General features: G+C 62.7%; 23 protein-coding genes and 1 tRNA gene. 7 read left to right on the forward strand and 17 right to left on the reverse strand.

Features of this window, described 5'->3' with window-relative positions; genetic code table 11:
• Positions 1-592: 592 nt before the first annotated feature.
• Positions 593-1,471, reverse strand: coding sequence for a DUF3300 domain-containing protein (locus LAN37_10875; protein MBZ5647714.1), 879 nt, complete (start codon positions 1,469-1,471; stop codon positions 593-595).
• Positions 1,472-1,528: 57 nt separating this feature from the next.
• Positions 1,529-2,302, reverse strand: a complete 774-nt coding sequence (locus tag LAN37_10880; GenBank protein MBZ5647715.1) for a BON domain-containing protein — start codon at positions 2,300-2,302, stop codon at positions 1,529-1,531.
• Between the two features lie 516 nt (positions 2,303-2,818).
• On the opposite strand from LAN37_10880, the gene LAN37_10885 reads away from it, so the two are divergent.
• Positions 2,819-3,874 (forward strand): PP2C family protein-serine/threonine phosphatase, encoded by a 1,056-nt coding sequence (locus tag LAN37_10885; GenBank protein ID MBZ5647716.1) that lies wholly within the window; start codon positions 2,819-2,821, stop codon positions 3,872-3,874.
• Positions 3,875-4,129: 255 nt separating this feature from the next.
• Here the strand turns inward: LAN37_10885 and LAN37_10890 are convergent.
• Positions 4,130-4,206, reverse strand: a tRNA-Pro gene (locus LAN37_10890).
• Between the two features lie 200 nt (positions 4,207-4,406).
• On the opposite strand from LAN37_10890, the gene purM reads away from it, so the two are divergent.
• The 4 genes from purM to LAN37_10910 all read left to right on the forward strand — a co-directional run bounded on the left by purM (position 4,407) and on the right by LAN37_10910 (position 6,994).
• Complete coding sequence (gene purM, locus LAN37_10895) at positions 4,407-5,444, forward strand: phosphoribosylformylglycinamidine cyclo-ligase (GenBank protein MBZ5647717.1); 1,038 nt, start codon at positions 4,407-4,409, stop codon at positions 5,442-5,444.
• 68 nt (positions 5,445-5,512) lie between these two features.
• Positions 5,513-5,878, forward strand: a complete 366-nt coding sequence (locus LAN37_10900; GenBank protein MBZ5647718.1) for a four helix bundle protein — start codon at positions 5,513-5,515, stop codon at positions 5,876-5,878.
• A gap of 35 nt (positions 5,879-5,913) precedes the next feature.
• Positions 5,914-6,348 (forward strand): dUTP diphosphatase, encoded by a 435-nt coding sequence (gene dut, locus LAN37_10905; GenBank protein ID MBZ5647719.1) that lies wholly within the window; start codon positions 5,914-5,916, stop codon positions 6,346-6,348.
• A gap of 55 nt (positions 6,349-6,403) precedes the next feature.
• Positions 6,404-6,994: a hypothetical protein gene (locus LAN37_10910; protein MBZ5647720.1), complete on the forward strand. Its 591-nt coding sequence runs from the start codon at positions 6,404-6,406 to the stop codon at positions 6,992-6,994.
• A gap of 33 nt (positions 6,995-7,027) precedes the next feature.
• Here LAN37_10910 and purN read toward each other — a convergent pair whose 3' ends face one another.
• Positions 7,028-7,636, reverse strand: coding sequence for a phosphoribosylglycinamide formyltransferase (gene purN / locus LAN37_10915; protein MBZ5647721.1), 609 nt, complete (start codon positions 7,634-7,636; stop codon positions 7,028-7,030).
• 100 nt (positions 7,637-7,736) lie between these two features.
• A complete protein-coding gene (locus tag LAN37_10920) occupies positions 7,737-9,413 on the reverse strand; it encodes a peptidase S10 (protein MBZ5647722.1) in 1,677 nt (558 codons plus the stop codon).
• 104 nt (positions 9,414-9,517) lie between these two features.
• Here LAN37_10920 and tyrS point away from each other — a divergent pair, with 104 nt between their 5' ends.
• The gene (gene tyrS / locus LAN37_10925; GenBank protein MBZ5647723.1) at positions 9,518-10,765 is read left to right on the forward strand and encodes a tyrosine--tRNA ligase; all 1,248 of its coding nucleotides are present in this window, start codon (positions 9,518-9,520) and stop codon (positions 10,763-10,765) included.
• Here tyrS and LAN37_10930 read toward each other — a convergent pair.
• A complete protein-coding gene (locus LAN37_10930) occupies positions 10,755-11,072 on the reverse strand; it encodes an MGMT family protein (protein MBZ5647724.1) in 318 nt (105 codons plus the stop codon). The genes tyrS and LAN37_10930 overlap by 11 nt on opposite strands.
• Positions 11,073-11,148: 76 nt before the next feature.
• Between LAN37_10930 and LAN37_10935 the strand changes: the two genes are divergently transcribed.
• Positions 11,149-12,033 (forward strand): hypothetical protein, encoded by an 885-nt coding sequence (locus LAN37_10935; protein MBZ5647725.1) that lies wholly within the window; start codon positions 11,149-11,151, stop codon positions 12,031-12,033.
• Between the two features lies 1 nt (position 12,034).
• On the opposite strand, the gene LAN37_10940 is transcribed toward LAN37_10935, so the two are convergent.
• From LAN37_10940 to LAN37_10990, 11 genes are read right to left on the reverse strand one after another with little or no spacing between them, the layout of a single operon-like run.
• Positions 12,035-12,325 (reverse strand): cytochrome C oxidase subunit IV family protein, encoded by a 291-nt coding sequence (locus LAN37_10940; protein MBZ5647726.1) that lies wholly within the window; start codon positions 12,323-12,325, stop codon positions 12,035-12,037.
• Positions 12,326-12,331: 6 nt separating this feature from the next.
• Complete coding sequence (locus LAN37_10945) at positions 12,332-13,024, reverse strand: cytochrome c oxidase subunit 3 family protein (protein MBZ5647727.1); 693 nt, start codon at positions 13,022-13,024, stop codon at positions 12,332-12,334.
• Positions 13,014-14,645 carry a cytochrome c oxidase subunit I gene (gene ctaD, locus LAN37_10950; protein ID MBZ5647728.1) on the reverse strand — a complete coding sequence of 544 codons (1,632 nt, stop codon included), beginning with the start codon at positions 14,643-14,645 and terminating at the stop codon, positions 13,014-13,016. The genes LAN37_10945 and ctaD overlap by 11 nt, the downstream gene beginning before the upstream one ends.
• Positions 14,642-15,673 (reverse strand): cytochrome c oxidase subunit II, encoded by a 1,032-nt coding sequence (coxB, locus tag LAN37_10955; protein MBZ5647729.1) that lies wholly within the window; start codon positions 15,671-15,673, stop codon positions 14,642-14,644. Before coxB ends, ctaD begins: the two co-directional genes overlap by 4 nt.
• 3 nt (positions 15,674-15,676) lie before the next feature.
• Entirely contained in the window at positions 15,677-16,525 is an 849-nt protein-coding gene (locus LAN37_10960; protein ID MBZ5647730.1) for an SCO family protein, read from the reverse strand.
• A 5-nt stretch (positions 16,526-16,530) separates the two neighbouring features.
• Entirely contained in the window at positions 16,531-17,031 is a 501-nt protein-coding gene (locus tag LAN37_10965; protein MBZ5647731.1) for a hypothetical protein, read from the reverse strand.
• Positions 17,024-18,253 carry a hypothetical protein gene (locus LAN37_10970; GenBank protein ID MBZ5647732.1) on the reverse strand — a complete coding sequence of 410 codons (1,230 nt, stop codon included), beginning with the start codon at positions 18,251-18,253 and terminating at the stop codon, positions 17,024-17,026. The genes LAN37_10965 and LAN37_10970 overlap by 8 nt, the downstream gene beginning before the upstream one ends.
• Complete coding sequence (locus LAN37_10975) at positions 18,250-18,876, reverse strand: cytochrome c (protein MBZ5647733.1); 627 nt, start codon at positions 18,874-18,876, stop codon at positions 18,250-18,252. Before LAN37_10975 ends, LAN37_10970 begins: the two co-directional genes overlap by 4 nt.
• Positions 18,877-18,880: 4 nt before the next feature.
• Positions 18,881-19,390 (reverse strand): DUF3341 domain-containing protein, encoded by a 510-nt coding sequence (locus tag LAN37_10980; GenBank protein ID MBZ5647734.1) that lies wholly within the window; start codon positions 19,388-19,390, stop codon positions 18,881-18,883.
• A 23-nt stretch (positions 19,391-19,413) separates the two neighbouring features.
• The gene (gene nrfD / locus LAN37_10985) at positions 19,414-20,790 is read right to left on the reverse strand and encodes a polysulfide reductase NrfD (protein ID MBZ5647735.1); all 1,377 of its coding nucleotides are present in this window, start codon (positions 20,788-20,790) and stop codon (positions 19,414-19,416) included.
• The gene (locus LAN37_10990; protein ID MBZ5647736.1) at positions 20,791-23,895 is read right to left on the reverse strand and encodes a TAT-variant-translocated molybdopterin oxidoreductase; all 3,105 of its coding nucleotides are present in this window, start codon (positions 23,893-23,895) and stop codon (positions 20,791-20,793) included.
• Positions 23,896-23,898 lie beyond the last annotated feature (3 nt).

Here is a 23,898-nt window from a genome sequence, read left to right on the forward strand (position 1 = left end):
CCAGCTGCTACCGTGTCAACGCTCCCACGACAAGTAACTGATTGACATTCCAGGCGCCGGTGGCCACCAGAAGCGCCTGAGGGAATCACAAAACGCAATTATCAAACCCTTATCGAACCCTCGTTTCCCCATCCCTGGACCGAGAGGATGCGAGGTTGTAGCTGATCCACCCGAAAGCTGGTCTCTGTGATTACTTCCGAGTCGACCACTCGGGCACCGCGAGACTGAGTTGCCCTGGCGGCACGTTATGTCCAGAAATACCCTCTTGGCAAAGTTGAGCGATGGGGCTTTGCCCGTCGTGGACGCAAGCTGCAAATTCGAGGAGCACCTCTCTGATAGCACCGCGCAGTTCCGGAGTAAGTTGCTGGTTTTGCCGCTTCAAGTCCTCGAGGAGCGTAGGCGAAGCATACGTGCCAGGTAATGTCCCCATCCGTGCTCTTCTCATTCTTAGAACTCCGCAAGTATGAATTGGTATTGCTATGCAAAGCGGAGCGCGGACATAAGTGTCCGCGCTCCCAATCCCCTCTTTTCCCTTCTTTGCCGTCTCGGTAGCCTGTTTCCGAGCACTCAGACTTTCTGCCCTGAAAGCAGACTAGCGCGAGCGGTGATCGCGATGCTCTTCCACGGGGTGGCGCCCTTCACGCGCAGCCGTGCGCTCACGCTCGGTGCGCTCGTGCAGCACATGCCGCTCGGGAAGCCGCTCTTCCAACCTGTATCGCCGGACCTCGTAGGGATGAACGTATTCACGCCGGTTGATCCAGGTCCGCCGCCAGGGCGCGTTGTTGATGATCACCACGTGCGAGCCCCAATCAAAGCGGCAATATCCCCAGCCCCACGGGCGAAAGAAATCCCCGATGGTCACGAAGAACCCAAAGCGGATTGCGCCGTCGACCACGATCCCGGGCTGCGGCGGGAAGAAAACAATCGCCGGGTCATAGTACAGCACCGGGATGTAGGCGGGATGCACGGGCACAATCGTGATGTACGGCCCATCGCTGACGATGATCTGTGCGTTGCTGCGCAGATATCCGTAATCCTTGGCCTTCCTGCGCTCTCTCTGCACCGCGTCCATCACGTCCTGTTGCTGCGAGAGGAACGCGTTGCCAAGATCGGTGGTCCAGCTCATATTGGAGGCCATCATATCGAGCACCGAGGGGAATGGCAGCAACGCCTGCACGCTGGGATCCCACGGAAGATGATCCGCCTGGATCGCGTCGGCCAGGGCTTGCCCGGTAAGGTAATGATGCTGATCGGCCCAGCGCGCCGCATCCGGAATCTGGTCGGAATACGTCGCGGCCGCAAGCACCTGCGCCAGGAGCGCATCCGGATACAGCGCAACGCGCGCTACCAGCTTGTCGAGCTGCTCCGGCGTGAACGACGGAGCAGGCGTGCCCTGCGCAAAACTGAGAACGGGAGCAACTGCTAAAACAATCAGAACTGCAAGGATGAGAATTGGTTTTCTAGTCTGCATACGATCCTCCTAAATCAAGTCAAACACTCTGACGAAAATTAGAAGACGAACCTCGATTCACTGATTGGCTACCAGCAGGTGATTCTCGACCGAGAACACCCCACCTACCTCGCGGGCGCGCATCTCGGCGATCTGCTTGTCCATCGCGCTATCCACAACTCCGTACAGCTTTACATTTCCGTTTTCAACCACAATGCGGATAGGAGCCTGTGGATCCAGCGAATATTTCTGGAGCGCGGGATCACGGTAGATCGCCATAGCCGTGCGTACGCGCAACTCATCGTCAAATTCAGAGAGTGGCAGGACGTTAATTTCGTCCTTCACGTCACGCACGCCAGGAGTGTCCTCGACAATGCTGAGGGCGGAAGCTTTGTCCGGGTAGCTCCGGGCCTCGCCGGCGATGGTTACGACGCCATCTTTCACAGCCACTTCGAAATTGTTGAATGTGATCCCGTAGCCAATGCGGTCATAGCGGAGCCGATTGGCAACGGTTTCACGTAGTTCCTGGTCGGAAACTGGGACAACCGGTTGCACCGCGATGAAATCGCGCACCCCCTCAATTCCATGGTGCTTGCGCGCTCGACGCTCGGCGTCCATTTTTTCGCGATAGGTCTCAACCGAGCCTTGCAGCAGTGCGACTCGATCGTCAACCGCGACGGTGACGTTGCGGAACTCCAGGCGGTTGCTGAAATCTTGCTGCAGTTGCTGAGTGAGAACGGCGTCCTTACTCGCCCCAGTTGTGGTTCCTACATCGCTCCCCAGCGCAGAGATAGAAATCCCCAGCAAGAGCGCGAGTAGGAAGGACCCGAGAAATCGGTTCAGGGTCTTCATATTCAAACCTCCAGGCTAAGAAATTCCTCTTCTTGAGTTTCCAGGCAGGGGACCCTGCCTGGTTTTTTCGATTTGAATAGACGCACGACAGCGGAAAAGGTTGCAATATCTTAGTTGTTTAATAGCAGATTTTCTTAGTGTCATAACATAATATCATAGGGTATTCATTATCTTTGTAAGCTATTGATAATACTATATATAATTCATTTTACCCCGTAACTACAGATCGATATTTCCTACACCCTCGAGTTGATTTCCACAGCGCATCGGAGCAAGGAGGAACACACGCGGCCGACTGGGCCGAGCGGTTGAGACCTGGCGTTATCTGGGCTAATCCATTGAAGCGGTTTGAGATCAGCGCTACTGTCTCTGTAAGCCCAAGAGAGAGATCTATCTGAATGTGACAAGGGCGAATGAGGTGTTGCAAACTGCTGTTCACTTGACGCTATGACGCCCTCCCGATGGTCGACCATTCTTCGTAGGGTCACAACCGAAGGCCCCTACATCAATGAACGGATGAGCGTTCTCGTTCTCACCATTGTGGTGGTGGCGGGGATCTCTGCGGTAGCCTTCGCGGACAAATCCGTGGCTTCGTTTTCCCTCGCTCCTCTGTATTTCCTGCCATTAGCTCTGAGCGCTCTAGTCCATCCGCTTCGCATCAGTCTTGCGTTTTCGATTGTCTGTCTGGTTCTGCATGATCTTGTTGGCCCTATGCCTGATCTTGGAACCCGACACTTAACCAGGGATGCGACTACCCTTCTTGGATATGTCTTCGTTGTCGTCGTTGTGAACCTCCTGGGAGCGCAGCGACGACGACTAGCGGAGTTTGCCGAGAGACAGCGCGACGAGCTGGCAAACGAAATTCAGTTGGCTGCAGAGGTGCAACAGGACATCCTGCCTCGTTCCATTCCACAGGTGCCGGGATTTGACTTCGCGGCGCGAATGTACCCAGCCAAGACAGTGGCGGGGGACTACTACGGATTCATTGAGCTTCCCGCAGGCGAGATCGCCGTGGTGATTGCCGATGTTTCCGGGAAAGGGGTCGCCGCTGGTCTGTTGATGCCTTCCATTGAGGTTGCTTTGCGCATGGACGCGGCACGATCGCCGAGCACGAGCGATCTTTTGCAAACGTTCAACAACGTCGTTTGTCAGATCACGAGCGGGCGCCGGTTTATTTCGATGTTTTATGGAAAGCTCTCCCCTCAGTCGCAGTCTTTGGAATATACGAATGCCGGACACAACCCGCCGCTAGTGATTCGTGCCGGCGCAGATCCAAGTCCACTCGGCAAAGGAGGCCCGGTGCTGGGTGTGCTTCCCGGTTCGCACTACGAGAGTGAGAAGATCAGTCTCCGCCACGGAGACGTTCTCGTTTTGTACACGGACGGTGTGGTTGAAGCTGAGAATCCAGCAGGAGAACAATATTCTCCACAGCGACTCGCAAGCATCGTGAGTTCTCATCGGCAACAGAGTCCCAGTGAACTAATCGAGACGATTTATGCGTCGGTCAGTGACTTTCGGGGAACAACCCTGCTCAGTGACGATATTACATTGGTGGTACTCAAGACGTTGTAGTGTCGAAAACGCGACAAATTGTTACTGGACCCTAGTTGGACGGAGATTTGCATGGTGACAAATTATCACTCTTGCTGCTCACGATCGACTCTCCTCCTGACCAACGCGAGGTTCTGATTCAGCAAGGGCGGGTGGCCCAGACAACGCCAGAATGTTACACCTCTCCATGATGGGGGTGCCCCACCCAACGCGGTTTTCGTTGGGTGGGCGTGATTCTGCCTCTGCGCATCAGCGGTTGATTTCTAAAGAAATGAATGGTCGGGGAGAGAGGATTTGAACCTCCGACCCCCTGGTCCCGAACCAGGTGCTCTACCAGGCTGAGCCACTCCCCGACGTGAATCTGAGGCGAGAACGAAACAGAAGCGAGGGACTTCCGCGGGATCTTCGTCCGCCATGATTATAGCAAACGGCGCCCTGGCCGCGCTGGCTGCGGCCGCGCTGCCCATTTTCACGGCGCAGGATGCTAAAATAGCGGCTCTTCGCCCCTGATCCCCAATTCCCACGGAAGCGGAGACCCTTGGCCCAGAACAGCATGAATGCCGGCACTATCACGTACGCCGACGCGGGCGTCGACATCCAACGCGCCAACCGCACCAAGCAGCGCATCAGGTACCTGGCCCACAAGACCTTCACCCGGAACGTGCTGAGCGATATCGGCGGTTTCGGCGGCTTGTTCGCCATCGACACCGCCAAGTACAAGAACCCGGTGCTGGTCTCGAGCGTGGACGGCGTAGGCACCAAGCTGAAGATCGCCTTCGAGATGGGCCTGCACCACACCGTGGGCGCCGACCTGGTGAACCACTGCGTGAACGACATCGCGGTGCAGGGCGCCGCACCTCTGTTCTTCATGGACTACTTCGCCACCGGCAAGCTGGAGGGCGAAGTGGCGGAGAAGGTGATCGGGGGCATCAGCGAGGCCTGCAAGCAGAATAGCTGCGCGCTGATCGGCGGCGAGACGGCGGAGATGCCCGGCTTTTATCCTGCGGGTGAGTACGACCTGGCCGGATTCATCGTGGGGATCGTGGAGCGCGAGCGCATCATCACCGGCAAGAAGGTCGAGGTAGGCGACGTGCTCATCGGCCTGCCCTCGCTCGGCCTGCACACCAACGGCTACTCCCTCGCTCGCAAGCTCTTCTTCGAGTTCGCGCACTACTCGCCCGACACCTACGTGAACGAGCTGAAGAACAAGGCCGGCGCCGAATTGATGAAAGGCCACAAGAGTTACTGGCCGGTGCTGAAGAAGCTGATCGATGCGGAGGCCGTATCGGCCATGGCGCACATCACCGGCGGCGGCATCACCGAGAACCTGCCCCGCGTGCTCCCCAAGGGGATGGCCGCGGTGGTGGACATGGGATCGTGGCCCGTACTGCCCGTCTTCGAGCACCTGCGCAAATTGGGCAACATCGAGCACGAAGAGATGATGCGCACCTTCAACATGGGAGTGGGCATGATCCTGGTGGTGCCGCCCAAGAAGTTCAAGAAGGTGCAGACGGTGCTCGACCGCGTCGGCGAGAAGGGATACACCATCGGGAAGATCGTGAAGGGCGAGCGCAGGGTCAGCTACGCATGACCGCACTCCTGATGTGAGCGCCCGAAGAAAAAACCCACGAAGATCGAAGAAGTCAGATTGCAGAAGTAATGGCTGACAAGACCGACTTGCGAGACAGGACGCGCGATTTTGCGCTCCGGATCATGCGGCTGTGCAACGCGCTGCCGCGAACTGCGGAAGGCGGAGTGATCAAGAAACAGTTGCTGCGCTCCGGAACTTCGATCGGAGCGAATTACAGTGCGGCGCGCCGCGGGCGCAGCCATGCAGATTTCGTCGCGAAGTTGGGAATCGCATTAGAGGAAGCCGACGAGACAGTGTACTGGCTCGAATTGATCGTGCATTCGGGCATGATGCCCGCCCCACGAATACAGCCAGTGTTGGATGAAGCGAATCAGCTGGTTGCCATCATTGTCGCTTCGCTTCGCACGGCAAAATCGGCGACTTCTTCAATCTGACTTCTGCAATCTGACTTGCTTTTGTCTTTGACCACATGCTCAAGGTGAAGCTGCTGCGGCCCGGCGCCAAAGCGCCGACCATCGCGCATCCGGCGGAAGACCTGGCGTACGACCTTTACGCCGCGGAAGCGATCACCATCCCGGCCCGCGGGCATGGTGTCGTGCTGAGCGGGATCGCCATTGAATTGACCTCAGATCAAGGCGAAGCGATGGGCGCGCTGCTGCGCGATCGCTCGTCCATGGCGGCGCGGAGACTTGCTCTCACCGCAGGCGTGATCGACGCCGGCTACCGCGGCGAGATCAAAGTCCTGATGGAGAACCTGGGCGACGCGCCCGCCGAGATCCACGCCGGCGACAAGATCGCCAACCTCATCCCTTATCTTGTTCTCACGACGGAAGTGCAGGTGGTCGAGGAACTCGCCGAATCCAAGCGCAACGCCGGGGGATTCGGTTCAACGGGAAGGAAGTAGCCGGTATGGCAGGGCCCTTCGACTGGCGCGGCCAGCGTCGCTGCGCTCGCTCAGCATGACACCGAGATTCGAGCTTCTGGCGCAGCCCTGGTGGGTGAATCTGCTGATCTTGATCCCGCTGACGGCAGCGTACACATGGCGGCGTCATGGGCCCGGGCTCAGCGCACGGCAGTTGGTAGCGGGCGCGCTGTTCGCCATCGGCTTCGGATTCGTTGAGGCGGCAGTCGTGGTGTACTTGCGCGGCGCGGTCGGGATGCTGGGCGGCGCGGGTGCGGGCATATCGGAGATGTCGCAGTTGAACGCCATGCTGTCGCAGCCGGCGCCGGAGATGCTGCGCCTGTTCAAGATCGAGGTCGCGCGCGAGGCCGCGACCATGCTGATGCTGGTGAGCGTTGCCGTGCTGGCCGCGAGCCGCGCCCGCGAGCGTTGGGCCCTGTTCCTGTGGTGCTTCGCCATCTGGGACCTGGTGTATTACGCAGGGCTGTGGGTGACCATCCGCTGGCCCGAGTCGCTGCTCACCCAGGACGTGCTGTTCCTCATCCCGGTGCCCTGGGTCTCTCAGGTGTGGTTCCCTTGCGTGGTGAGCGGGCTGACCGTCGCCGTGGTGCTGGTGACAAGCACGCGGGAACGACCGCGCCAGTCGTAAACCCTATCGGTCTGCGCCGGGACGCGCGGCCGCCTACTGTCGCGGACGCATGACCACTCGCCGTCCCACGATGTCGTAATTTCCCTGGAGCACGATGTTGATGGCCTCGCTGTAGGCGATGTGCTCCTGCGCCAGGATGCGATCTGCGAGTGTGTGCTCGTCGTCGGTGTCGAGCACGGGCACGGTCTTCTGCACCACGATGGGACCGTGGTCCAGGTGCTCGTCCACCAGGTGGACGGTGCAGCCGGAGACTTTCACGCCCCACTCGAACGCCTGCTTTTGTCCCTCCAGGCCGGGGAAAGCCGGCAGCAGCGCCGGGTGGATGTTCAGGATGCGGTTGGGAAACTGCTGACAGAACCACGGCGAGAGAAGGCGCATGTAGCCCGCGAGGCAGACCAGGTCGACATGCTTTTCTTTGAGCACCGCGACCACTTCTCGGTCGTGCTCCTCCCGCTGCTTGCCCTTCGAGGGGATCACGCGCGCGTCGAGGCCGCGCTGGCGTGCGGTCTCGATGCCGGGAGCGTCCGGCCGATTCGAGATCACGACCGCGATCTCGGCCGTCACCTTGCCGGCTTTCACGTTGTCGGCGATAGCGACGAAGTTCGACCCGCGGCCGGAAAGAAGTATGCCCAGCTTCTTCATGTGCTATCCAGAGACGACACAGAGGAACACCGAGGAGTTTATACGATTGTTGGAATCGAGGTAGAGACGCCCTTGCGAACGTCTCTACCGATAAACAGGCCTACTCCTTCGGCAGCGTGGCATCGATGAACGCCGTGAAATCTTTCTTCACCTTCGCCAGTTCCGCCTCCCGGACGTACATCATGTGGCCCGCGCCGTAAGTCGCAAAGGAGATGTTGTTGCGGTACTCCGGGCCGAGGTCGAGGTGATTCATGGTGTAGTCGGCGGCGGCGAAGGGCGTCGCCAGATCGTAATAGCCCTCCATGACGAGGATTTTCAGGTAGGGATTCTTGACCATGGCGGCGCGCAGCGGCGTCGCCGTGTCGGGGAAGCCCTCGATGGCCGAGCCCCACTCCCACTTGCGCCAGAAGCCTTCTTCCTGCGAGGTGCTGATCTGCCCGGCGGAAACGTAGTAGGGCAGGTCGGTCTTGTAGCCGAGCTCGCGGCGCACGTAGTCATTGAACCCCGAAGTGAACGGCGGCCCGGTGGCGGCACCGCTCGGATCGTAAAAGGGTGTGTCGAAGAACCCGTTGGGGTCCGGGCCGGTGTAGCGGCCGTCGAGGCGTCCCACGCGCAGCTTCTGGTCGGCCAGCAGCCAGTGCGTGAACTCGCGGACGTCCACGCGCAGGTTGGCCTGGTCGATGATGTCCTTCCTCAGCCCGGTGTAGCGCGCGATCTGCTCGATGATGTTGGCGCGCTCCTGGGGCGTGAGCGCGTCGCCCTTGGCCAGCGCGGCGGCGTAGTCGGTCGACGCCCAGTGGGTGACCTCGTCTCGCGTCTTTTGCATGTCCTGCATCAGCTCGGGCGCGAGCTTCTTGTGATACGCGGCGATCATGGAGTACGTAGGCAGGGTGAGCACGCAGGCCAGGTCGTTCTTTTTCGTGATCTCCAGAGTCTCGAAGTCGATCACCATGGAGAGCAGGACGATCCCGTTGAACGAGATGCCACGATTGTTGAGGAAGCCGGCGATACCGGCAGCGCGCGTGGTGCCGTAGCTCTCGCCCAGGATGTAGAGCGGCGACGTCCAACGCTCATACCGGCTGATGTACATGCGGATGAATTCGCTGAAGGCTTCGACGTCGCCCTTCACGCCCCAGAACTTCTTGCCCTTCTCCATATCGGCGGGACGGCTGTAGCCGGTGCCGATCGCGTCTACCAGTACGATATCTGTGCGGTCGAGCGGGGTCTCGGGGTTGTCCATCAGCCGGTACGGAGAGGCCGGCATCATGCCTTCTTTCGCGAGCACGACCTTGCGCGGCCCGAGCGCGCCCATGTGCAGCCAGATCGACGCCGAACCCGGTCCGCCGTTGAAGGCGAAGGTCAGCGGACGGCGGTTGGGCTCCGCTCCATCTAGCGTGTAGGCGACGAAGAACATCTCGGCCTCGATAGTGCCGGCGGGGTCCTTGATGGGCAGCCGCCCTGCGGTCGCGGTGTAGCGCAGCGTCTTGGCGCCGACCGTGATGCTGTGGTGGGTCACGACCGGAGGCACTTCTTTCATGTCCCACTTCAGCAAGCGCATCGCGTCCGCGGCGCCCGGCGATTCCGGCTGCATCGGCCGCGGCTGATCCTCGCGACGGGCCGGCTCCGCCTGCTTCTCTTCTGGCGCCGGAGGCGGGGGCGCGATCTTTTCTCCGGGCACGGCCTTCTTGGCGCGCTCCGCGGGCGGATTGGTTTGCTGTGCGGCCGAGATCATCAAGCTCAGCGACATCAGCAGCGCGGCGAGGGCTAAGGTCCTCATGTCAGCTCCTGTGGATCAGTCGTGGACAAAGAACGGGCATTGTAACTCTGCAGGCGCGGTCGGATTCACTGATTTGCAGACGCGTTCCGTATAATCGGGACTTCATGCCGAAATTCAAGCCAGTGGCGGAGCAGCTCGAATATCTCAAGAAAGGGGCGGTGGAGATCATCCGCGAGTCCGAGTTGCAGGAGAAGCTCGCAAACTCGCTGAAGACGGGCAAGCCGCTGCGGGTCAAGGCCGGCTTCGACCCGACCGCGCCCGACCTGCACCTGGGACACACCGTCCTGATCCGCAAGCTGAAACACTTCCAGGATTTGGGGCATACGGTCATCTTCATCATTGGCGACGGCACCGGCCTGATCGGCGATCCGACCGGACGCAACACCACGCGCCCACCGCTCTCGCGCGAGGAGATCGACCGCAACGCCGAGACCTACAAGCAGCAGGTCTTCAAGATCCTCGACCGCGGCAAGACCGAGATCCGCTACAACTCGGAGTGGCTGCACAAACTGGGATTCGAGGGGCTGATCCGGCTGGCGGCGAAATACACGGTGTCGCAACTGCTGGAGCGCGAGGACTTCCACAAGCGCTTCCAGGAAGAGAAGCCGATCTCGATCCACGAACTGCTTTACCCGCTGGCACAGGGATACGATTCGGTGATGATCGAAGCCGACATCGAGCTGGGCGGCACCGACCAGAAGTTCAACCTGCTGGTGGGGCGCGAGCTGCAACGCGCCTACGGGCAACCGTCACAGCAGGTGATCCTGACCACGCCGCTGCTGGAAGGCATCGACGGTGTGCAGAAGATGTCGAAGTCCTACGGCAACTACGTCGGCATCACCGAGCCGCCGGCGGAAATGTTCGGCAAGCTGATGTCGATCTCCGACCCGTTGATGTGGCGCTATTGGGAGCTGCTGACCGACACCTCCCTGCAGGGCGTCCAGGCGATGCAGCAGCAGGTCGCCTCGGGCAAGATGCACCCCATGAACACCAAGAAGGCTTTGGCGACGAAGATCGTGTCCGATTTCCATGGGGAGCAGGCAGCAAAGGATGCGGCGGAGAACTGGGAGAAGATCTTCCAGAAGCGCGAGGTGCCGGAGGACATCGAGACCGTGCGCGTGAGGTTTGCGGACGTGGCGGCGAAGTCTCCCGACGGCAGCGCCGTCAAGCTGGACAAGCTGGTGGCCAGGTGCGGCATGGCGGATTCGGTCAGCGACGCCCTCCGTAAGGTCCGCGCCAAGGCTGTCAAGGTGGACGGCGAGGTGAAGGACGATCCTATCCTGCCGCTGAAAGTGCCCGCCGAAGTCACGCTGCGCGTGGGGCGTTTGTTGAAGAAGGTATCTATTTCTTAGTCCCTCCCAATTTGTTTTTCTTGAAGGGCGTCCAGCAGTGCGCCTTCATGTCAATGCGCAGGCCGAAGAAGCGGACGCCCTCGGCCTGGAGCCGGAATCGTTGTTCCATCCCGCCGGTTCCCGGTAGCAAGATCTTCCCCCCGGCTCCGACCACGCGATGCCAGGGCAATCCCCGCGGCGACGAGTGAAGAGCCCAGGCAACTTGGCGCGCGGCGCCCGGATACCCGGCAATGTAGGCGACATCGCCGTAGGTGGCCACCTTGCCGCGCGGGATGCGCCCGACGGTGCGCAGGATCGCCAGGAACATCGGCTCCTTCTTTTTCGGCACGGGAGGAGCATAACCTCTTCGCAGCGGCGGCGACTATGGGGTAATCTGCGGCTGCTTGCGCGCCGTCGCCATCCTCGGGCCGAATGCCACCATCCAGGACGTGCGCCGCTTCGACCTGCCCGGCGTGCGGTTGGAGCCGCTCAGTCCCGGCAATCCGCTGGCGGGCGCCGACGCCGCGCTGGTATTCGGCGGAGACGGCACCGTACACGACCACCTGCCGGAATTCATCGTCAACCAGGTACCGGTGCTGCCCGTGCCCCTGGGCAGCGGGAACGACTTCCATCGCGCCGTCGGATTTGCGGACGTCGCCGCCGCACTCTCCGCGTGGAAGAGGTTCTGCTCCGGCGAAAGCTCGACGCGGCGCATCGACCTCGGCATGATCAGCCGGATCGTGCCCGGCGCGGAGACGCGGTTCGTTTCCTACTTCTGCTGCGTCGCGGGCGTGGGGCTTGACTCCGAGGCCAACCGCCGCGCCAACGCTATGGCGCGCTGGCTGCGCGCGAATGGCGGGTACGTCGCGGCGGTGGTCGGGGCGGTGGCCGCCTTCAGGCCACAGAGGATCAGGATCGAAGCCGAAGGACAGCCGGGGGCGACTGTCCCACACGTGCTCTCCGAGCCGGCGATGTTTGTGGCGTTCGGCAACGCCCAGTCGTACGGCGGCGGGATGCGCATCACGCCCCAGGCGAGACTCGATGACGGCAGGCTCGACGTCTGCTTTGTCCGTCGGGTGAACAAGGCGCGGCTGCTCCGCCTGTTCCCGACCGTTTTTTCCGGGAAACACCTGGCGATCAAGGAGGTCGAATACTTCCAGGCAGAGCGGGCGCGCGTGGAAACAGAAAGTCCGCTCGATGTCTATGCCGACGGGGAGTTCATCTGCCAGACACCGGTGGAAATGACGGTGGCGCCGAAGGCGATGCGGGTGCTTACGGCAGGCGGCTAGCCTATGTCGGCCAATAGCGGGTCAGATAGTCGCTCAGAGTCAGCACCAGCAGGATGCCCAACCAGAACAGCCCGGCGCCGACGGTGACCTTGGTGATGCGGCTCGAGTGCCGCAACTCCATGAAGAAGAGCGCGACCAGCAGAGCCTTGGTGCACGCGATCACCAGGGCCGCGACCGGGTTGAACCATCCCAGGTTGACGAACGCCACCCAGACGGTGGTGCCGGTCAGCACCAGCAGCGCCGCGAAGATGGCGGCAAATGTTTTGCGCGACGGGATGGTCTCGGTCGACATATTTCCTCAGTAGTGCCGGCTGATCAGGTACAGCAGCGGGAACAGGTAGATCCAGACGATGTCCACGAAGTGCCAGTACAGGCCCACGTTCTCCACCGGGTTGTGATACTCGGGGGTGTAGCGGCCGCGCGCGCCGGCGATCAACAGCCAGGTCAGCAGGCCCATGCCGATGACCATGTGCAGCGCGTGCATGCCCGTCATGGCGAAGTAAAAGCTAAAGAACAATTGCGCGTGGCGCTCGTCCACCACCATCGGCGAGTGGCCGGTCAGCGTCTCCTCGAAGTGGAAGCTCGGGCCGGGGATGTGGTGTTCCACGTACTTCGAGTGCCACTCGATGCCCTTGATGCCGAGGAAGACCGCTCCGAAGAACATGGTCAGCACCAGGAACAGCACCAGCAGCTTGCGGCTGCCGATCTTGGCGGCGTGGACGGCCAGCACCATGGTGAACGAGCTGGCGAGCAGCACGGCGGTATTCAGGGCGCCGAGCTTGATGTCCAGTGTCTGGCTGCCGGCGGCGAAGGCCCCGAAGTACTGCAGGCGGTAGACCAGGTAGGCGCAGAACAGCCCGCCGAAGAACATGATCTCGGTGATGAGGAAGACCCACATCCCGAAGTTGGCGGTTTCCTTCTGCTGCGCCATGTCGCCGAAGTGGCTGTGCAGTTCGGGGACCGGAAGCACCGAAGGTTCGCTATGCGACATATTCGGCCTCCGGCAGCGCCTCGTAGTCGTAGGCCTCCTGGGTCACGACCGGGGTCTCGTGGAAATTGTGGGTCGGCGGCGGCGAGGTGGTCTGCCACTCCAGCCCGGTAGCGCCCCACGGGTTCGACCCGGCGAGCGCGCCGTAGCGCAGAGACCACAGGAAGTACACCATCGGCAGAACGTAGCCCACGGCCAGGATCGACGCACCCGCGCTCGACATCACGTTGAGCACCTGGAACTCCGGCGGATAGGCGTGGTAGCGGCGTGGCATCCCCACATAGCCCAGCACGAACTGCGGGAAGAACGTCAGGTTGAAGCCCAGGAAGATGACCAGCGCCGAGAGCTTAGCCCAGCCTTCGGGATACATGCGGCCGGTCATCTTGGGCCACCAGTAGTGCATGCCTCCGAGGTACGCCATCACCGTCCCGCCGACCATGATGTAGTGGAAGTGCGCGACCACGAAATAGGTGTCGGTGACGTGCACGTCCACGCCGAGCGCGGCAAGAAAGAGACCCGTGAGGCCGCCCATGGTGAACAGCCCGATAAACCCGAATGCGTACAGCATCGGCGTGCGGTAGGAGATGGCGCCTTTGTAGAGGGTCGCCGTCCAGTTGAAGACCTTCACCGCCGAGGGGATCGCCACCAGGTAGCTGAGGATGGAGAAGACCATGGCCGCGTACACCGAGATTCCGGCAACGAACATGTGGTGCGCCCACACCAGGAAGCCGAAGACCGCGATGGCCACGCTGGCGAAGGCCACGAACTTGTATCCGAACACCGGCTTGCGCGAGAACGTGCTGATCAGTTCGCTGACCACACCCATCGCCGGCAGGACCATGATGTACACCGCGGGGTGCGAGTAAAACCAGAACATGTGCTGGAAGAGGACGGGATCGCCGCCCAGCGCGGGATCGAAGATGCCGATATGGAAGACCCTCTCCAGCGCCACCAGCACCAGGGTGATGGCCAGCACTGGCGTGCCCAGGATCATGATGATCGAGGTCGCGTAGTTCGACCACAGGAACAGGGGCAGGCGGAACCAGGTCATGCCCGGCGCCCGCATGCGGTGGATGGTGACGATGAAGTTCAGGCCGGTGAAGATGGACGAGAAGCCGGCGATCAGGATCCCCACCGCGGCGCCGATGACGTGCGTATTCGAGAACGTGGTGCTGAAGGGCGTGTAGAACGTCCACCCGGTATCCACCCCGCCCACAATCATCGCCCACAGGGCAATCCCGCCCCCGATGATGAACAGGTACCAGCTCAGCAGGTTGATCTTGGGGAAGGCCAGGTCCTTGGCGCCGATCATCAAGGGGACCAGGAAGTTTCCCAGCACCGCGGGCACCGCCGGCAGCAGGAAGAAGAACACCATCATGATGCCGTGCATGGTGAACATCTTGTTGTAGGTGTCGGAGGTGACCAGGTCGCCGGCGGGCGTGATCAGCTCCAGCCGGATGAGGGTCGCGAACGCGCCGCCGATGAAAAAGAAGAAGGTGATCGACATCAGGTACAGCAGCGCGATGCGCTTGTGGTCGGTGGTGAACAGCCACGAGCGGATGCCGTAATGGATATTCAGGTAATGCTCGCGCGGCTGGACAGCGGTTTGGGCAGCGGTGCTCATTTCTTTTCGACTTTCGCGGGTTCGCCCGGCGTGGGCTGGACCTCGGGATTGCGGCGGCGCATCTCGGCCGACGGGATATCCGCATTCGGGTTGACGTTCAGCGGCATCTGCTTCAGCGACGTGATGTAGGTCACCAGTTGCACCATCTCGTCTTCTGTCACCTGCCCCTGGAACGTAGGCATGATGGGCTGGAAGCCGGCGACGATCTTGGCCTTCGGTTCGACGATGGATTCACGGATGTAGTTCTCGTCCGCCAGCAGGGTGCGGCCATCGCTCAGAGAGACCTGCTTGCCGTAGAGGCCGGCGAGGTCGGGCCCACGCTGGCCGCTGTCCGCACGGTGACAGCTGATGCAGCCGTAGTGGCGGAACAGCTTCTCGCCCGACGAAGCCAGCGATCCTTCGCCGTGCTCCGTCAGCCACTTCTCGTAGTCGGCCGGCTCCATCACCACCACATGCCCGATCATCCCGGAGTGCTGTGTGCCGCAGTACTCGGCGCAGAAGAGGTGGAAGGTCCCGGTCTGCGTGGCCTGGAACCAGGTCGTGCGATAGCGGTTGGGGAGCACGTCCATCTTCACCCGGAAGGCCGGCACGAAGAAGCTGTGGATGACGTCCTGGGAGATCAGCGTGACCGCCACCGGCCGTCCGATGGGCACGTGCAGCTCGTTGATCTCGCGTTGCCCGTCGGCGTGCTGGAACTTCCACATCCACTGCTTGCCCACGCCGTACACCTGGAGCGCGTTCTTAGGCACGCTGGCGTAGCTGAAATACACCGCCGCGCCCCACACGAAAATCACCATCGCGATCACCAGGGGGATGAACGACCAGACCCCCTCCAGCGTGTTGTTGCCCTCGATCGGGACGGCGACGGGATGTTTCGAGCGCCGGTAGCGGATGGCGAACACCAGGATCATCAGGAAGATGATGGCGGTGAAAAACGCGGTGACCGCGAGCAGGAAGAAGTACAGCGCGTCCGTCTTCGACGCCAGCGTCGAGGCCTGAGCCGGAAATAAGGGCAGGTTCTGCCACATAGGCTAGCTGGACCTCATGGCGTGGTTGTGGTGCGCGTCGCGCCGGAACATGACGATCATGAAGCCGCCCAGAAGCAGAACCGTGGCCGCGCCCCCCAGGCGCATGATGTTCATGGCGATGGCCCCGTAGCGGCCCTTGGTCGGGTCGTAGTGGTAGCAGTAGAGCAGCACCTGGTCCACGAGCGTGCCAAGCTTGTTCTGTGAGGCCTGGATCAGGCCCAGCCGCAGGTCGCGCGTCGAATACTCGATCCCGTAGTAGTACTGGGCGACCTTGCCTTCGGGCGTGATGACCATGATCCCGCTGGCGTGCGCGAACTGGTTCAACTGCGGGTCGAAGGCGTAGTGGAATCCCACCGCGCTGGTGAGCGCATCGATGGAAGCCTGGTCGCCGGTCAGGAAGTGCCATCCCTGGTAGGCCGGCGCCCGCCCGTAGCGCTTCAGGTAGGTCTCCTTCTTGGCGGCAGCCATCGGCGGCGTCTCGCGCACGTCGAAGCTGACGGTCACCACGTCGAATTCCTTGCCCACGTCGAAACTCAACGGCAGGAAGGAACTGACCATCCCGTTCAGTACCTGCGTGCACAGCATCGGGCACTGGTAGTACACCAGGCTCAAGATCACCGGCTTCCTGCCGAAGAACCGGCCCAGGGTGATGGTGTTGCCGTACTCGTCGCGGAACTTCAGGTCGAGCGGCAGCTGCGCGCCCAACTTTTGGTCGAACGAGACCTTCTGCAGGAGCGCGGGGCGCGTGTCCTTGTCCGGCGAGACCGTGCGCCGGTCGTCGGCGCGGACCGCTGGCGCGAGCAGCATCAGCGCCGCCGATATTGCGATCGTTCTCATGAATGCGTAACGCATGACTCCTACTTCTTTCGGGCCGCAGCCGCAGGGCTGACCACTGCCCCCGGCGTTGCGACGCCCATGTTCAACTGCTCTCGGAACTGCGAAGCCGGCTGCGGCGGGCGCGCCGGGAGCCCGCGCTGTGCGACCAGCTCGATGGCACGGTCGATGGGGATGTGCGCCGTGCCCGCTTGCTGGTCCACCCAGCCGTAGCTATTCAGGCGCTGTTCCTGGGTCTCGCTCAGTTCGTTGTTCTCGGCGACGGGATCCGGCTGCAGCCGCGGTTCCGGCGGAGCCGGCGGCCTGGAATACACCGATCCGAACGTCTGCCGCTCGTAGAGCGAGACGCCCGGCCCGGCAAAGTGCTTGTACAGCCCCGCCAGCAGCAGTTGGATGAACAAGCCGGCGATGGCCAGAATCACCAGGAACCAGATCACGGGACGCACGCTGGCGTCGCTGCGCTCGTAGTCCACACCCGGGTTGCGCAGGCCGGAGAGGTCGGGTCCGTGCCGTTGGTCACTCATGCCGGTGTCCTTTGGCCATCATGGTCTCGAAGAGCGGGTCGCGCACCGCGACCAGCGGGCGCGCCTGCAGTTGCCAGAAGAAGGCCGCCAGCCAGATGCCCCCGATGCCCAGCGGGGCGGCGATGTCCATCCAGGAGAATCCGATGCCGTTCTGCGTCCCCGGCAGCGGGTTGGGCGCGATCAGCCAGAACAGGTCCAGGTAGCGCATCACGATGAGCAGCGACGCGATCATCGCCAGCTTGCGCGCGTTCCTTTTCAGATCGCGTGAGAGCAGCAAGGCGAACGGCAGCGCGAAGTGAAAGACGATTATGGCGAGCGCGACCGCGCGGTAGGCGCCGTGCGTCCGCCCCAGGTACCAGGGGATCTCGTCCGGCAGGTTACCCGCCCAGATGATCAGGAACTGCGAGTACGAGAAGTACGCCCACAGCATCACGAAGGCGAGCAACAGCTTGCCCAAATCGTGGAAGTGGACCGGCGCGATGATCCTGGAGAACGGTGGATATTTGCCGAGGATCACCAGCAGCACGATCATCAGGGCCAGCGCCGACAGTCCTTCCCCTGCCATGAACAACATGCCGTAGATGGTCGAGGCCCAGTGCGGATCCAGCGACATCACCCAGTCCACGGACATGAAGGTCACGGTCAGCGCCCAGATCACCAGCCCCGGTCCGCTGAGCGCCTGGAGACGACTGCGGAGGCTCCGGCTCTCGTCGCTGTCGACGCTGGCGCTGTCCTGCGCCAGTGACCAGCGGTTCAGCAGCGACGCCAGCACGATCCAGATGAAGAAGTAAATGAACACGCGGGTGATGAACCAGGGCGGGCGAAGCCACATGACCTTGTGGCGCAGCACCGGGTCGGAGGCGAGTTCCGCGGCGTGCGACCAGTGATAGAGATGCCCCAGCCCGAAGAACAACGGGACGAATAGCACCAGCATCAGCAGGAGATTGCGCGTGGCCGCCTCGCACGGCCGGCGGATCACGAATCCCCATTGCCCGCCGCTCAGATGTTGCAGCATGAGCAGCGCCAGACAGCCCAGCGTCACCCCGATCCAAAGCATGTATCCCAGCAGGTAGGAGCGGAAGAACTGTGCCGGGTCGAGGAAGGCGCCGGCCAGCAGCGCGACCGCGCCGATCACCCCCGCGATCAGCGAACGTCTCCCGATGCGCCGCGTGACTTCCGGCGGCGCCATCAGTTCCATGTTCGCGTTGGTGAATGCGTTCACTTCTTCTCGCCTCTCTGTGGCTGGTTCAGCAGCGGACGATCTTTCTCCGGCACATCGCTCACCGGGGCGGCCTGGCTGAGCTGCAGGGCGCGGATATAGGCGACGATGGCCCAGCGGTCGGCGGGCGAGATCTGCTGCGCATAATCCGGCATGGCGCCCGAACCGTAGGTCATGACGCGGTAGAAGTGCCCCAGCGGCGCGTTGCGCAGCCGGTCGTCGTGGAACGACGGCGGCCGCAGGTAGCCGCGCCGCGCCACCATGCCGAAGCCGTCGCCCAGTGCCGAATGGCAGGGAGCGCAGTAGATGTCGAAGCGCTCCCGCCCACGCTTGAGGAGATCCTTCGTGACCGGCGTGGGGAATGCGTCCACCAGCTTGTCGCCCACCAGGCCGGTGTAGTACGGCGTGTCCTCGCGAAGCTCCCCGCGCGGCACCGTACCGGGGACCAGCGGCCGTTCGGAGCGCCCATCGGCGAAGAATCCGCTCTCGCGCAGAGGGATGTATTTCGGCTGGTTGTGCATGTCCTGGCGGCAGCCTGCGAGTACAAAAACACTTACAAGCGCGGATGCAACGAGCCATGCGGCTCGCACCGCAGCCTGGCGCTGCACGATCGTCACTGGCGCCATCGGATTAATGCGGCACCTCCGTGACCTCGCGCGGGTTCAGCGAGCGCAGGAAATCCTCGGTCCCCTTGCGGTCGAACTTGGGGTCGCGCGCCTCGATGCACAGGAAGAAGCGGTCCTTGCTGGCGAAGGCGAAGCGCTCCACGTTGAAGACGGGGTGATAGGGCATGGGCAGCCCGTTCAGCGCCAGCATCCCCAGCACCGCAAAACTGGCCGCGCCCAGGATGGTCATCTCGAAGGTCACCACGATGAACGACGGCCAGGAATTCAGCGGACGCCCGCCGATGTTCAGCGGGTAGTCCACCGCCGAGATCCAGTACTGCATCAGGTAGCCGATCAGTCCTCCCAGCACCCCGCCGACCAGCACCACGAACGGCACGTGGGTGTTGTGGAAGCCGATGGCGTCGCTCAGTTCCTCGATGGGAAAGGGGCTGTAGGCGTCCATACGGCGGTAGCCGGCCTCGTGCGCCCGGTGCGCCGCATGCACCAGCGCGGTGGGGTCATCGAACTCGGCCAGCAATCCGTGGATCGACGGACGCTTCAATCTCCACTCTCCACCTCTGCTTCAGGCAGCAGAGCGCGCATTTCGAAGATCGAGATCATGGGCAGGAACCGGATGAACAGGAACATGCACATGACGAAGAAGCCGATGGTGCCGAGGTAGGTCGCCCAGTCCCAGATCGTTGGGTAGTACATGCCCCACGACGAGGGCAGGTAGTCGCGGTGCAGGCTGGTGATGACGATCACAAATCGCTCCAGCCACATCCCCACCAGCACGTCGAGCGAGAGCAGGAAGAGCCAGAACGTGCTCTTGCGGATCTTGCGCACCCACAGCAACTGCGGGATGGCCACATTGAACAGGATGAGCGCCCAGTACAGGATCGCGTACGGCCCTCTCATGCGATTGAACATCATGTACTGCTCGTAATGGCTGCCGCCGAACCACGCCATGAACACTTCCATGAAGTAGCCGTAGGCGACGATCAGGCCGGTGGCGAGCATGACCTTGGACGAGTTCTCGAGATGCCGCTCCGTGATCATGTCCTCCAGGCCGTAGACGGCCCGGATGGGGATGGCCAGCACCACCACCATGGCGAACCCGGAGTAGATGGCGCCGGCGACGAAGTACGGCGGGAAGATGGTGGTGTGCCAGCCCGGCACGATGGAGATGGCGAAGTCGAAGCTGACCACCGTGTGCACCGAGAGCACCAGGGGCGTGGCCAGGCCCGCGAGCAGCAGGTAGGCGGACTCGTAGCGCTTCCAGTGGCGCGCCGAGCCGCGCCATCCCATCGCCAGGAAACCGTAGGCGGCGCGGGCGAAGCGGTTGGTGGCGCGGTCGCGCAGCGTCGCGAGATCGGGAAGAAGGCCGATGAACCAGAACAGCAGCGACACCGTGAAGTAGGTCGAGACCGCGAACACGTCCCACACCAGGGGGCTGCGGAACTGCGGCCACACGCTCATGGTGTTGGGATAGGGGAACAGCCAGTACGCCAGCCACGGACGCCCCAGGTGCAGGATGGGGAACATGCCGGCGCAGGACACGGCGAACAGCGTCATGGCCTCGGCGAAGCGGTTGATGGAATTGCGCCACTCCTGCTTGAGCAGCAGCAGGATGGCCGAGATCAGCGTGCCCGCGTGCCCGATGCCGATCCACCACACGAAGTTGACGATGGCAAAGCCCCACGCCACCGGCATGTCGATGCCCCAGATGCCTACGCCCTTGAGAAACAGGTAGCCCACGGCCGTGAGCAGGATCAGGCTGATCCCGATCCCCACCCCGAAGCCGGCCAGCCAGCCGATCGAGGTGCGGCGCGTCAGGACGATGGCGCTGATCTTGTCCGTGATGGTGCCGAAGGTGTGCCCCGGCCCCAGGACGGGCGACTTGCCGGGCGACGGATTGGTCGGAGTCTCCGCCATCTACCTTTTCTCCTCCCGCATCGCCGGGTTGGGGCTCTCACTCGGCTTCCCTGGGCCGGACACGGGCAGCTCGGGGTTGGGATTGCGGACCTCCGCCAGGTACGTGGTGCGCGGGCGCGTGTTCAGCTCGGCCAGCAGACCGTAGTTGCGCGAGTCAGCCTTACAGCGCGAGACCGCGCTTTTCTTGTCGTTGATGTCGCCGAAGACGATGGCCTGGGTCGGGCACGACTGCTGGCACGCCGTCTGGATCTCGCCATCGCGCACCTTGCGGTCCTGCGTCTCCGCCTCGATGCGGGCCGCGTTGATGCGCTGCACGCAGTAGGTGCACTTCTCCATCACGCCGCGGCTGCGCACGCTCACGTCCGGATTGCGCATCAGCTTCAGGCTCTCCGCTTCCCAATCCTGGAACAGGTAGAAGTTGAAGCGCCGCACCTTGTAGGGACAGTTGTTCGAGCAATACCGCGTCCCCACGCAGCGGTTGTAGACCATGTCGTTCAGGCCCTCGGAGCTGTGGGTGGTGGCGCCGACAGGGCAGACCACCTCGCAGGGCGCGTTCTCGCACTGCTGGCAGGGAACGGGCTGGAAATGGAGCCGGGGGTTGTCGAGGTCGCCTTCGTAGTAGGCGTCCACGCGCAACCAGTGCATCTCCCGCGACTTGATGACCTGCTCGCGCCCCACCACCGGGATGTTGTTCTCCGCCTGGCAGGCCACCACGCACGAGTTGCAGCCGATGCAGGAATTCAGGTCGATGGCCATGCCCCACGCGTAGCCCTCGTAAGGCACCGGCGAGTACATCGTCATCGCCGCGCCCGGCTCGCCTTCCCTTGCGAAGTCCGGGTTCTTGCGAAATTCTTCGAGCGGCGCGGAACGGATGGCGCCACGCTCGGCGGCCTCTTCGCCGATCTCGCGAACGTCCAGCACGTGATGGTTGCGCACCGTCGAAAGCGTCTCGCGCTCGCCGGTCTTGCGCAGGGTGATGCCGCCGCTGAACCACGGCGCGCTGCTGGCGCGCAGCGGGTACACGTTGAATCCCTTGCCGTTGCCGACCGTGCCGGCGCGGGTGCGGCCGTAGCCAAAGTGCACGGTCACCGATTCGTCGGGGTGGCCGGGCAGGATGTACACCGGCCCCCGCATTTTCTGCCCGCGGTATTCGATCTCGACCACGTCGCCGTATTGCAGCCCTTCGCGCTGCGCCATGCGCGAGCCCACCATCACAGCGTTCTCCCAGGTCAGCGTGCTGAGAGTCTTCTGCAGCTCCTGGAGCCAGCCGTTGGCGGCGAAGCGGCCGTCGTGAATGGTGGGATCCGGGCGGAAGATGAGTTCGGTGCCCTGCACCGCCAGTTTCGTATCCAGCGGCAATTCGATGTTGCGTGGCGCAACCGATTTCGCCGGCAGCGCGCTGTTGGCGATCGATCCGTCGTGCAGCCAGCGCCGCCAGTCGTTCTCGAAATTGGACCCCTTGTGCTGCGACATCCAGTAAGCCCGGACGATCTCGTAGCCGGACTGCTCCGTTTTCTCGCCGAACGTCGCCAGCAGTTCGTGGGCGCTGCGTCCGCCATACAGCGGTGCAATCAGCGGCTGCACGATGGAGATGGCGCCGTCGAAGCTCCGCACGTCGCTCCACTGCTCCAGGTAGTGCGCCTCGGGGACGTGCCACTGGCAGGCAGCCGCGGTCTCATCGGCGTACAGCCCCAGATGAATCTTCAGCCCGACCTTTTTGAGTGCCTCGCCGAAGCCGAGGTCGGCGTGTGCGTCATACACCGGGTTCGCGCTCAGGATGAGCAGCATGCTGACCTGCCCGGCGTTCATGTCGTGAACCAGGTCGCGCAGCGACTCGGTGTTGTCCACCCACTTCGCCAGCGCCGGATCGCTGTAATAGACCGTATGCCCGACGTTGCTTAGCGCGGCGTTCATCAGGTGCGCCAGCGCATGCACTTCCGGTGTCTGCTGTTCGCCCGCGATGACCACCGAGCGGCCGCGCGCCGATTGCAGGTCCTTCACCAGCGCGTCCATCCACTTCTCGCGGATGGCATCTGCCGCGGGGCTGGCGGAGGCGACCCCCAGCTTGCCGGCGATGGCGCGCGCCAGCGCCTGCACCTCGGAGGCGCGGAGGCCGAGACGATGGTCCGCCTTGCCCCCTGTATTGGTGGGCGAACTCTCCAGCGCGTACAGGCGGCTCATGCCCTGCTTGGGATTGCGGCGCCGCCCGATGAAGTCCCGCGACAGCCGCTGGAAGTCCGGATGGCCCGCCGCCGACATGAAGTCGGCGTCCAACGTCAGCACCACGTCGGCTTTTTCGAGCTGGTAGTGGGTTTCGACCGGCGCGCCGAAGACCATCTTCGTGCCCCGGTACGCGGAGTCGCGGTGGTTCGCCTCCCACTGGTGCCACTTGGCGTTGGGATAGAGCTGGAGGATCTGCGCGATCTGCGCCGCCAGCGTCGGAGACGAAACCGCGCCGGTCAGGATGCGCAGCCCGGCGCCCGTCGAAGCCTGCTGCGCCGCAAGCCCCTTCTTGATCGCGCCGACCAGGTTCCCCCAGGGCCGCACTTCGCCCATATAGAGGATGGTCTGCGAGCGCTCGGGATCGTACATCGAGAGGATCGAGGCCTGCGCGAACAGGTCCGACGCGCCGCGGCTCGCGGGATGGTCGGGATTGCCCTCGATCTTGGTCGGACGTCCCTCGTGGCTTTCCACCAGCAACGGCTTGCCATAGCCGGAGAGGGTCATCGCCGTGGCGAAGAACAGCGGCTTGCCCAGCACCAACTCTTCCGGCTGCCTCACGTAGGGGACGATGGGCTCGAGCGGCTGCTTGGTGCAGCCCATCAGACCCGCGAACGCGAGCGAGGCGCCAGAGAGCTTCAGGAAATCGCGGCGGGAGAATCCCTGTTCGCCCTCGCGCCATTCCGAGGCGTGGCGCGGGAATTCGCGGTGCAGCATCTCCTCGAACTGGGGCGTTGCCGCCAGTTCTTCCAGACTGCGCCAGTATTGCGGCCCGGTCGCTTGCGCCAGCTTCTCGCGCACTGCCGCCAGGTCCAGACGCTCCTCCGCAGCCCTGATCTGGATCAGTTTTTCGTCGTGACAGCCCGGTTTCTTGCCGTCTTGCATCAG

The sequence above is a fragment of the Terriglobia bacterium genome (assembly GCA_020073495.1).
Taxonomy (GTDB): domain Bacteria; phylum Acidobacteriota; class Terriglobia; order Terriglobales; family Acidobacteriaceae; genus JAIQFD01.

Excerpts from the sequence above, each read along its gene's own strand:
- LAN37_10875 (MBZ5647714.1), bottom strand. The coding sequence starts at position 1,471 with ATGCAGACTAGAAAACCAATTCTCATCCTTGCAGTTCTGATTGTTTTA.
- LAN37_10880 (MBZ5647715.1), bottom strand. The coding sequence starts at position 2,302 with ATGAAGACCCTGAACCGATTTCTCGGGTCCTTCCTACTCGCGCTCTTG.
- LAN37_10885 (MBZ5647716.1), top strand. The coding sequence starts at position 2,819 with ATGAGCGTTCTCGTTCTCACCATTGTGGTGGTGGCGGGGATCTCTGCG.
- purM (MBZ5647717.1), top strand. The coding sequence starts at position 4,407 with ATGAATGCCGGCACTATCACGTACGCCGACGCGGGCGTCGACATCCAA.
- LAN37_10900 (MBZ5647718.1), top strand. The coding sequence starts at position 5,513 with ATGGCTGACAAGACCGACTTGCGAGACAGGACGCGCGATTTTGCGCTC.
- dut (MBZ5647719.1), top strand. The coding sequence starts at position 5,914 with ATGCTCAAGGTGAAGCTGCTGCGGCCCGGCGCCAAAGCGCCGACCATC.
- LAN37_10910 (MBZ5647720.1), top strand. The coding sequence starts at position 6,404 with ATGACACCGAGATTCGAGCTTCTGGCGCAGCCCTGGTGGGTGAATCTG.
- purN (MBZ5647721.1), bottom strand. The coding sequence starts at position 7,636 with ATGAAGAAGCTGGGCATACTTCTTTCCGGCCGCGGGTCGAACTTCGTC.
- LAN37_10920 (MBZ5647722.1), bottom strand. The coding sequence starts at position 9,413 with ATGAGGACCTTAGCCCTCGCCGCGCTGCTGATGTCGCTGAGCTTGATG.
- tyrS (MBZ5647723.1), top strand. The coding sequence starts at position 9,518 with ATGCCGAAATTCAAGCCAGTGGCGGAGCAGCTCGAATATCTCAAGAAA.
- LAN37_10930 (MBZ5647724.1), bottom strand. The coding sequence starts at position 11,072 with ATGTTCCTGGCGATCCTGCGCACCGTCGGGCGCATCCCGCGCGGCAAG.
- LAN37_10940 (MBZ5647726.1), bottom strand. The coding sequence starts at position 12,325 with ATGTCGACCGAGACCATCCCGTCGCGCAAAACATTTGCCGCCATCTTC.
- LAN37_10945 (MBZ5647727.1), bottom strand. The coding sequence starts at position 13,024 with ATGTCGCATAGCGAACCTTCGGTGCTTCCGGTCCCCGAACTGCACAGC.
- ctaD (MBZ5647728.1), bottom strand. The coding sequence starts at position 14,645 with ATGAGCACCGCTGCCCAAACCGCTGTCCAGCCGCGCGAGCATTACCTG.
- coxB (MBZ5647729.1), bottom strand. The coding sequence starts at position 15,673 with ATGTGGCAGAACCTGCCCTTATTTCCGGCTCAGGCCTCGACGCTGGCG.
- LAN37_10960 (MBZ5647730.1), bottom strand. The coding sequence starts at position 16,525 with ATGCGTTACGCATTCATGAGAACGATCGCAATATCGGCGGCGCTGATG.
- LAN37_10965 (MBZ5647731.1), bottom strand. The coding sequence starts at position 17,031 with ATGAGTGACCAACGGCACGGACCCGACCTCTCCGGCCTGCGCAACCCG.
- LAN37_10975 (MBZ5647733.1), bottom strand. The coding sequence starts at position 18,876 with ATGGCGCCAGTGACGATCGTGCAGCGCCAGGCTGCGGTGCGAGCCGCA.
- nrfD (MBZ5647735.1), bottom strand. The coding sequence starts at position 20,790 with ATGGCGGAGACTCCGACCAATCCGTCGCCCGGCAAGTCGCCCGTCCTG.
- LAN37_10990 (MBZ5647736.1), bottom strand. The coding sequence starts at position 23,895 with ATGCAAGACGGCAAGAAACCGGGCTGTCACGACGAAAAACTGATCCAG.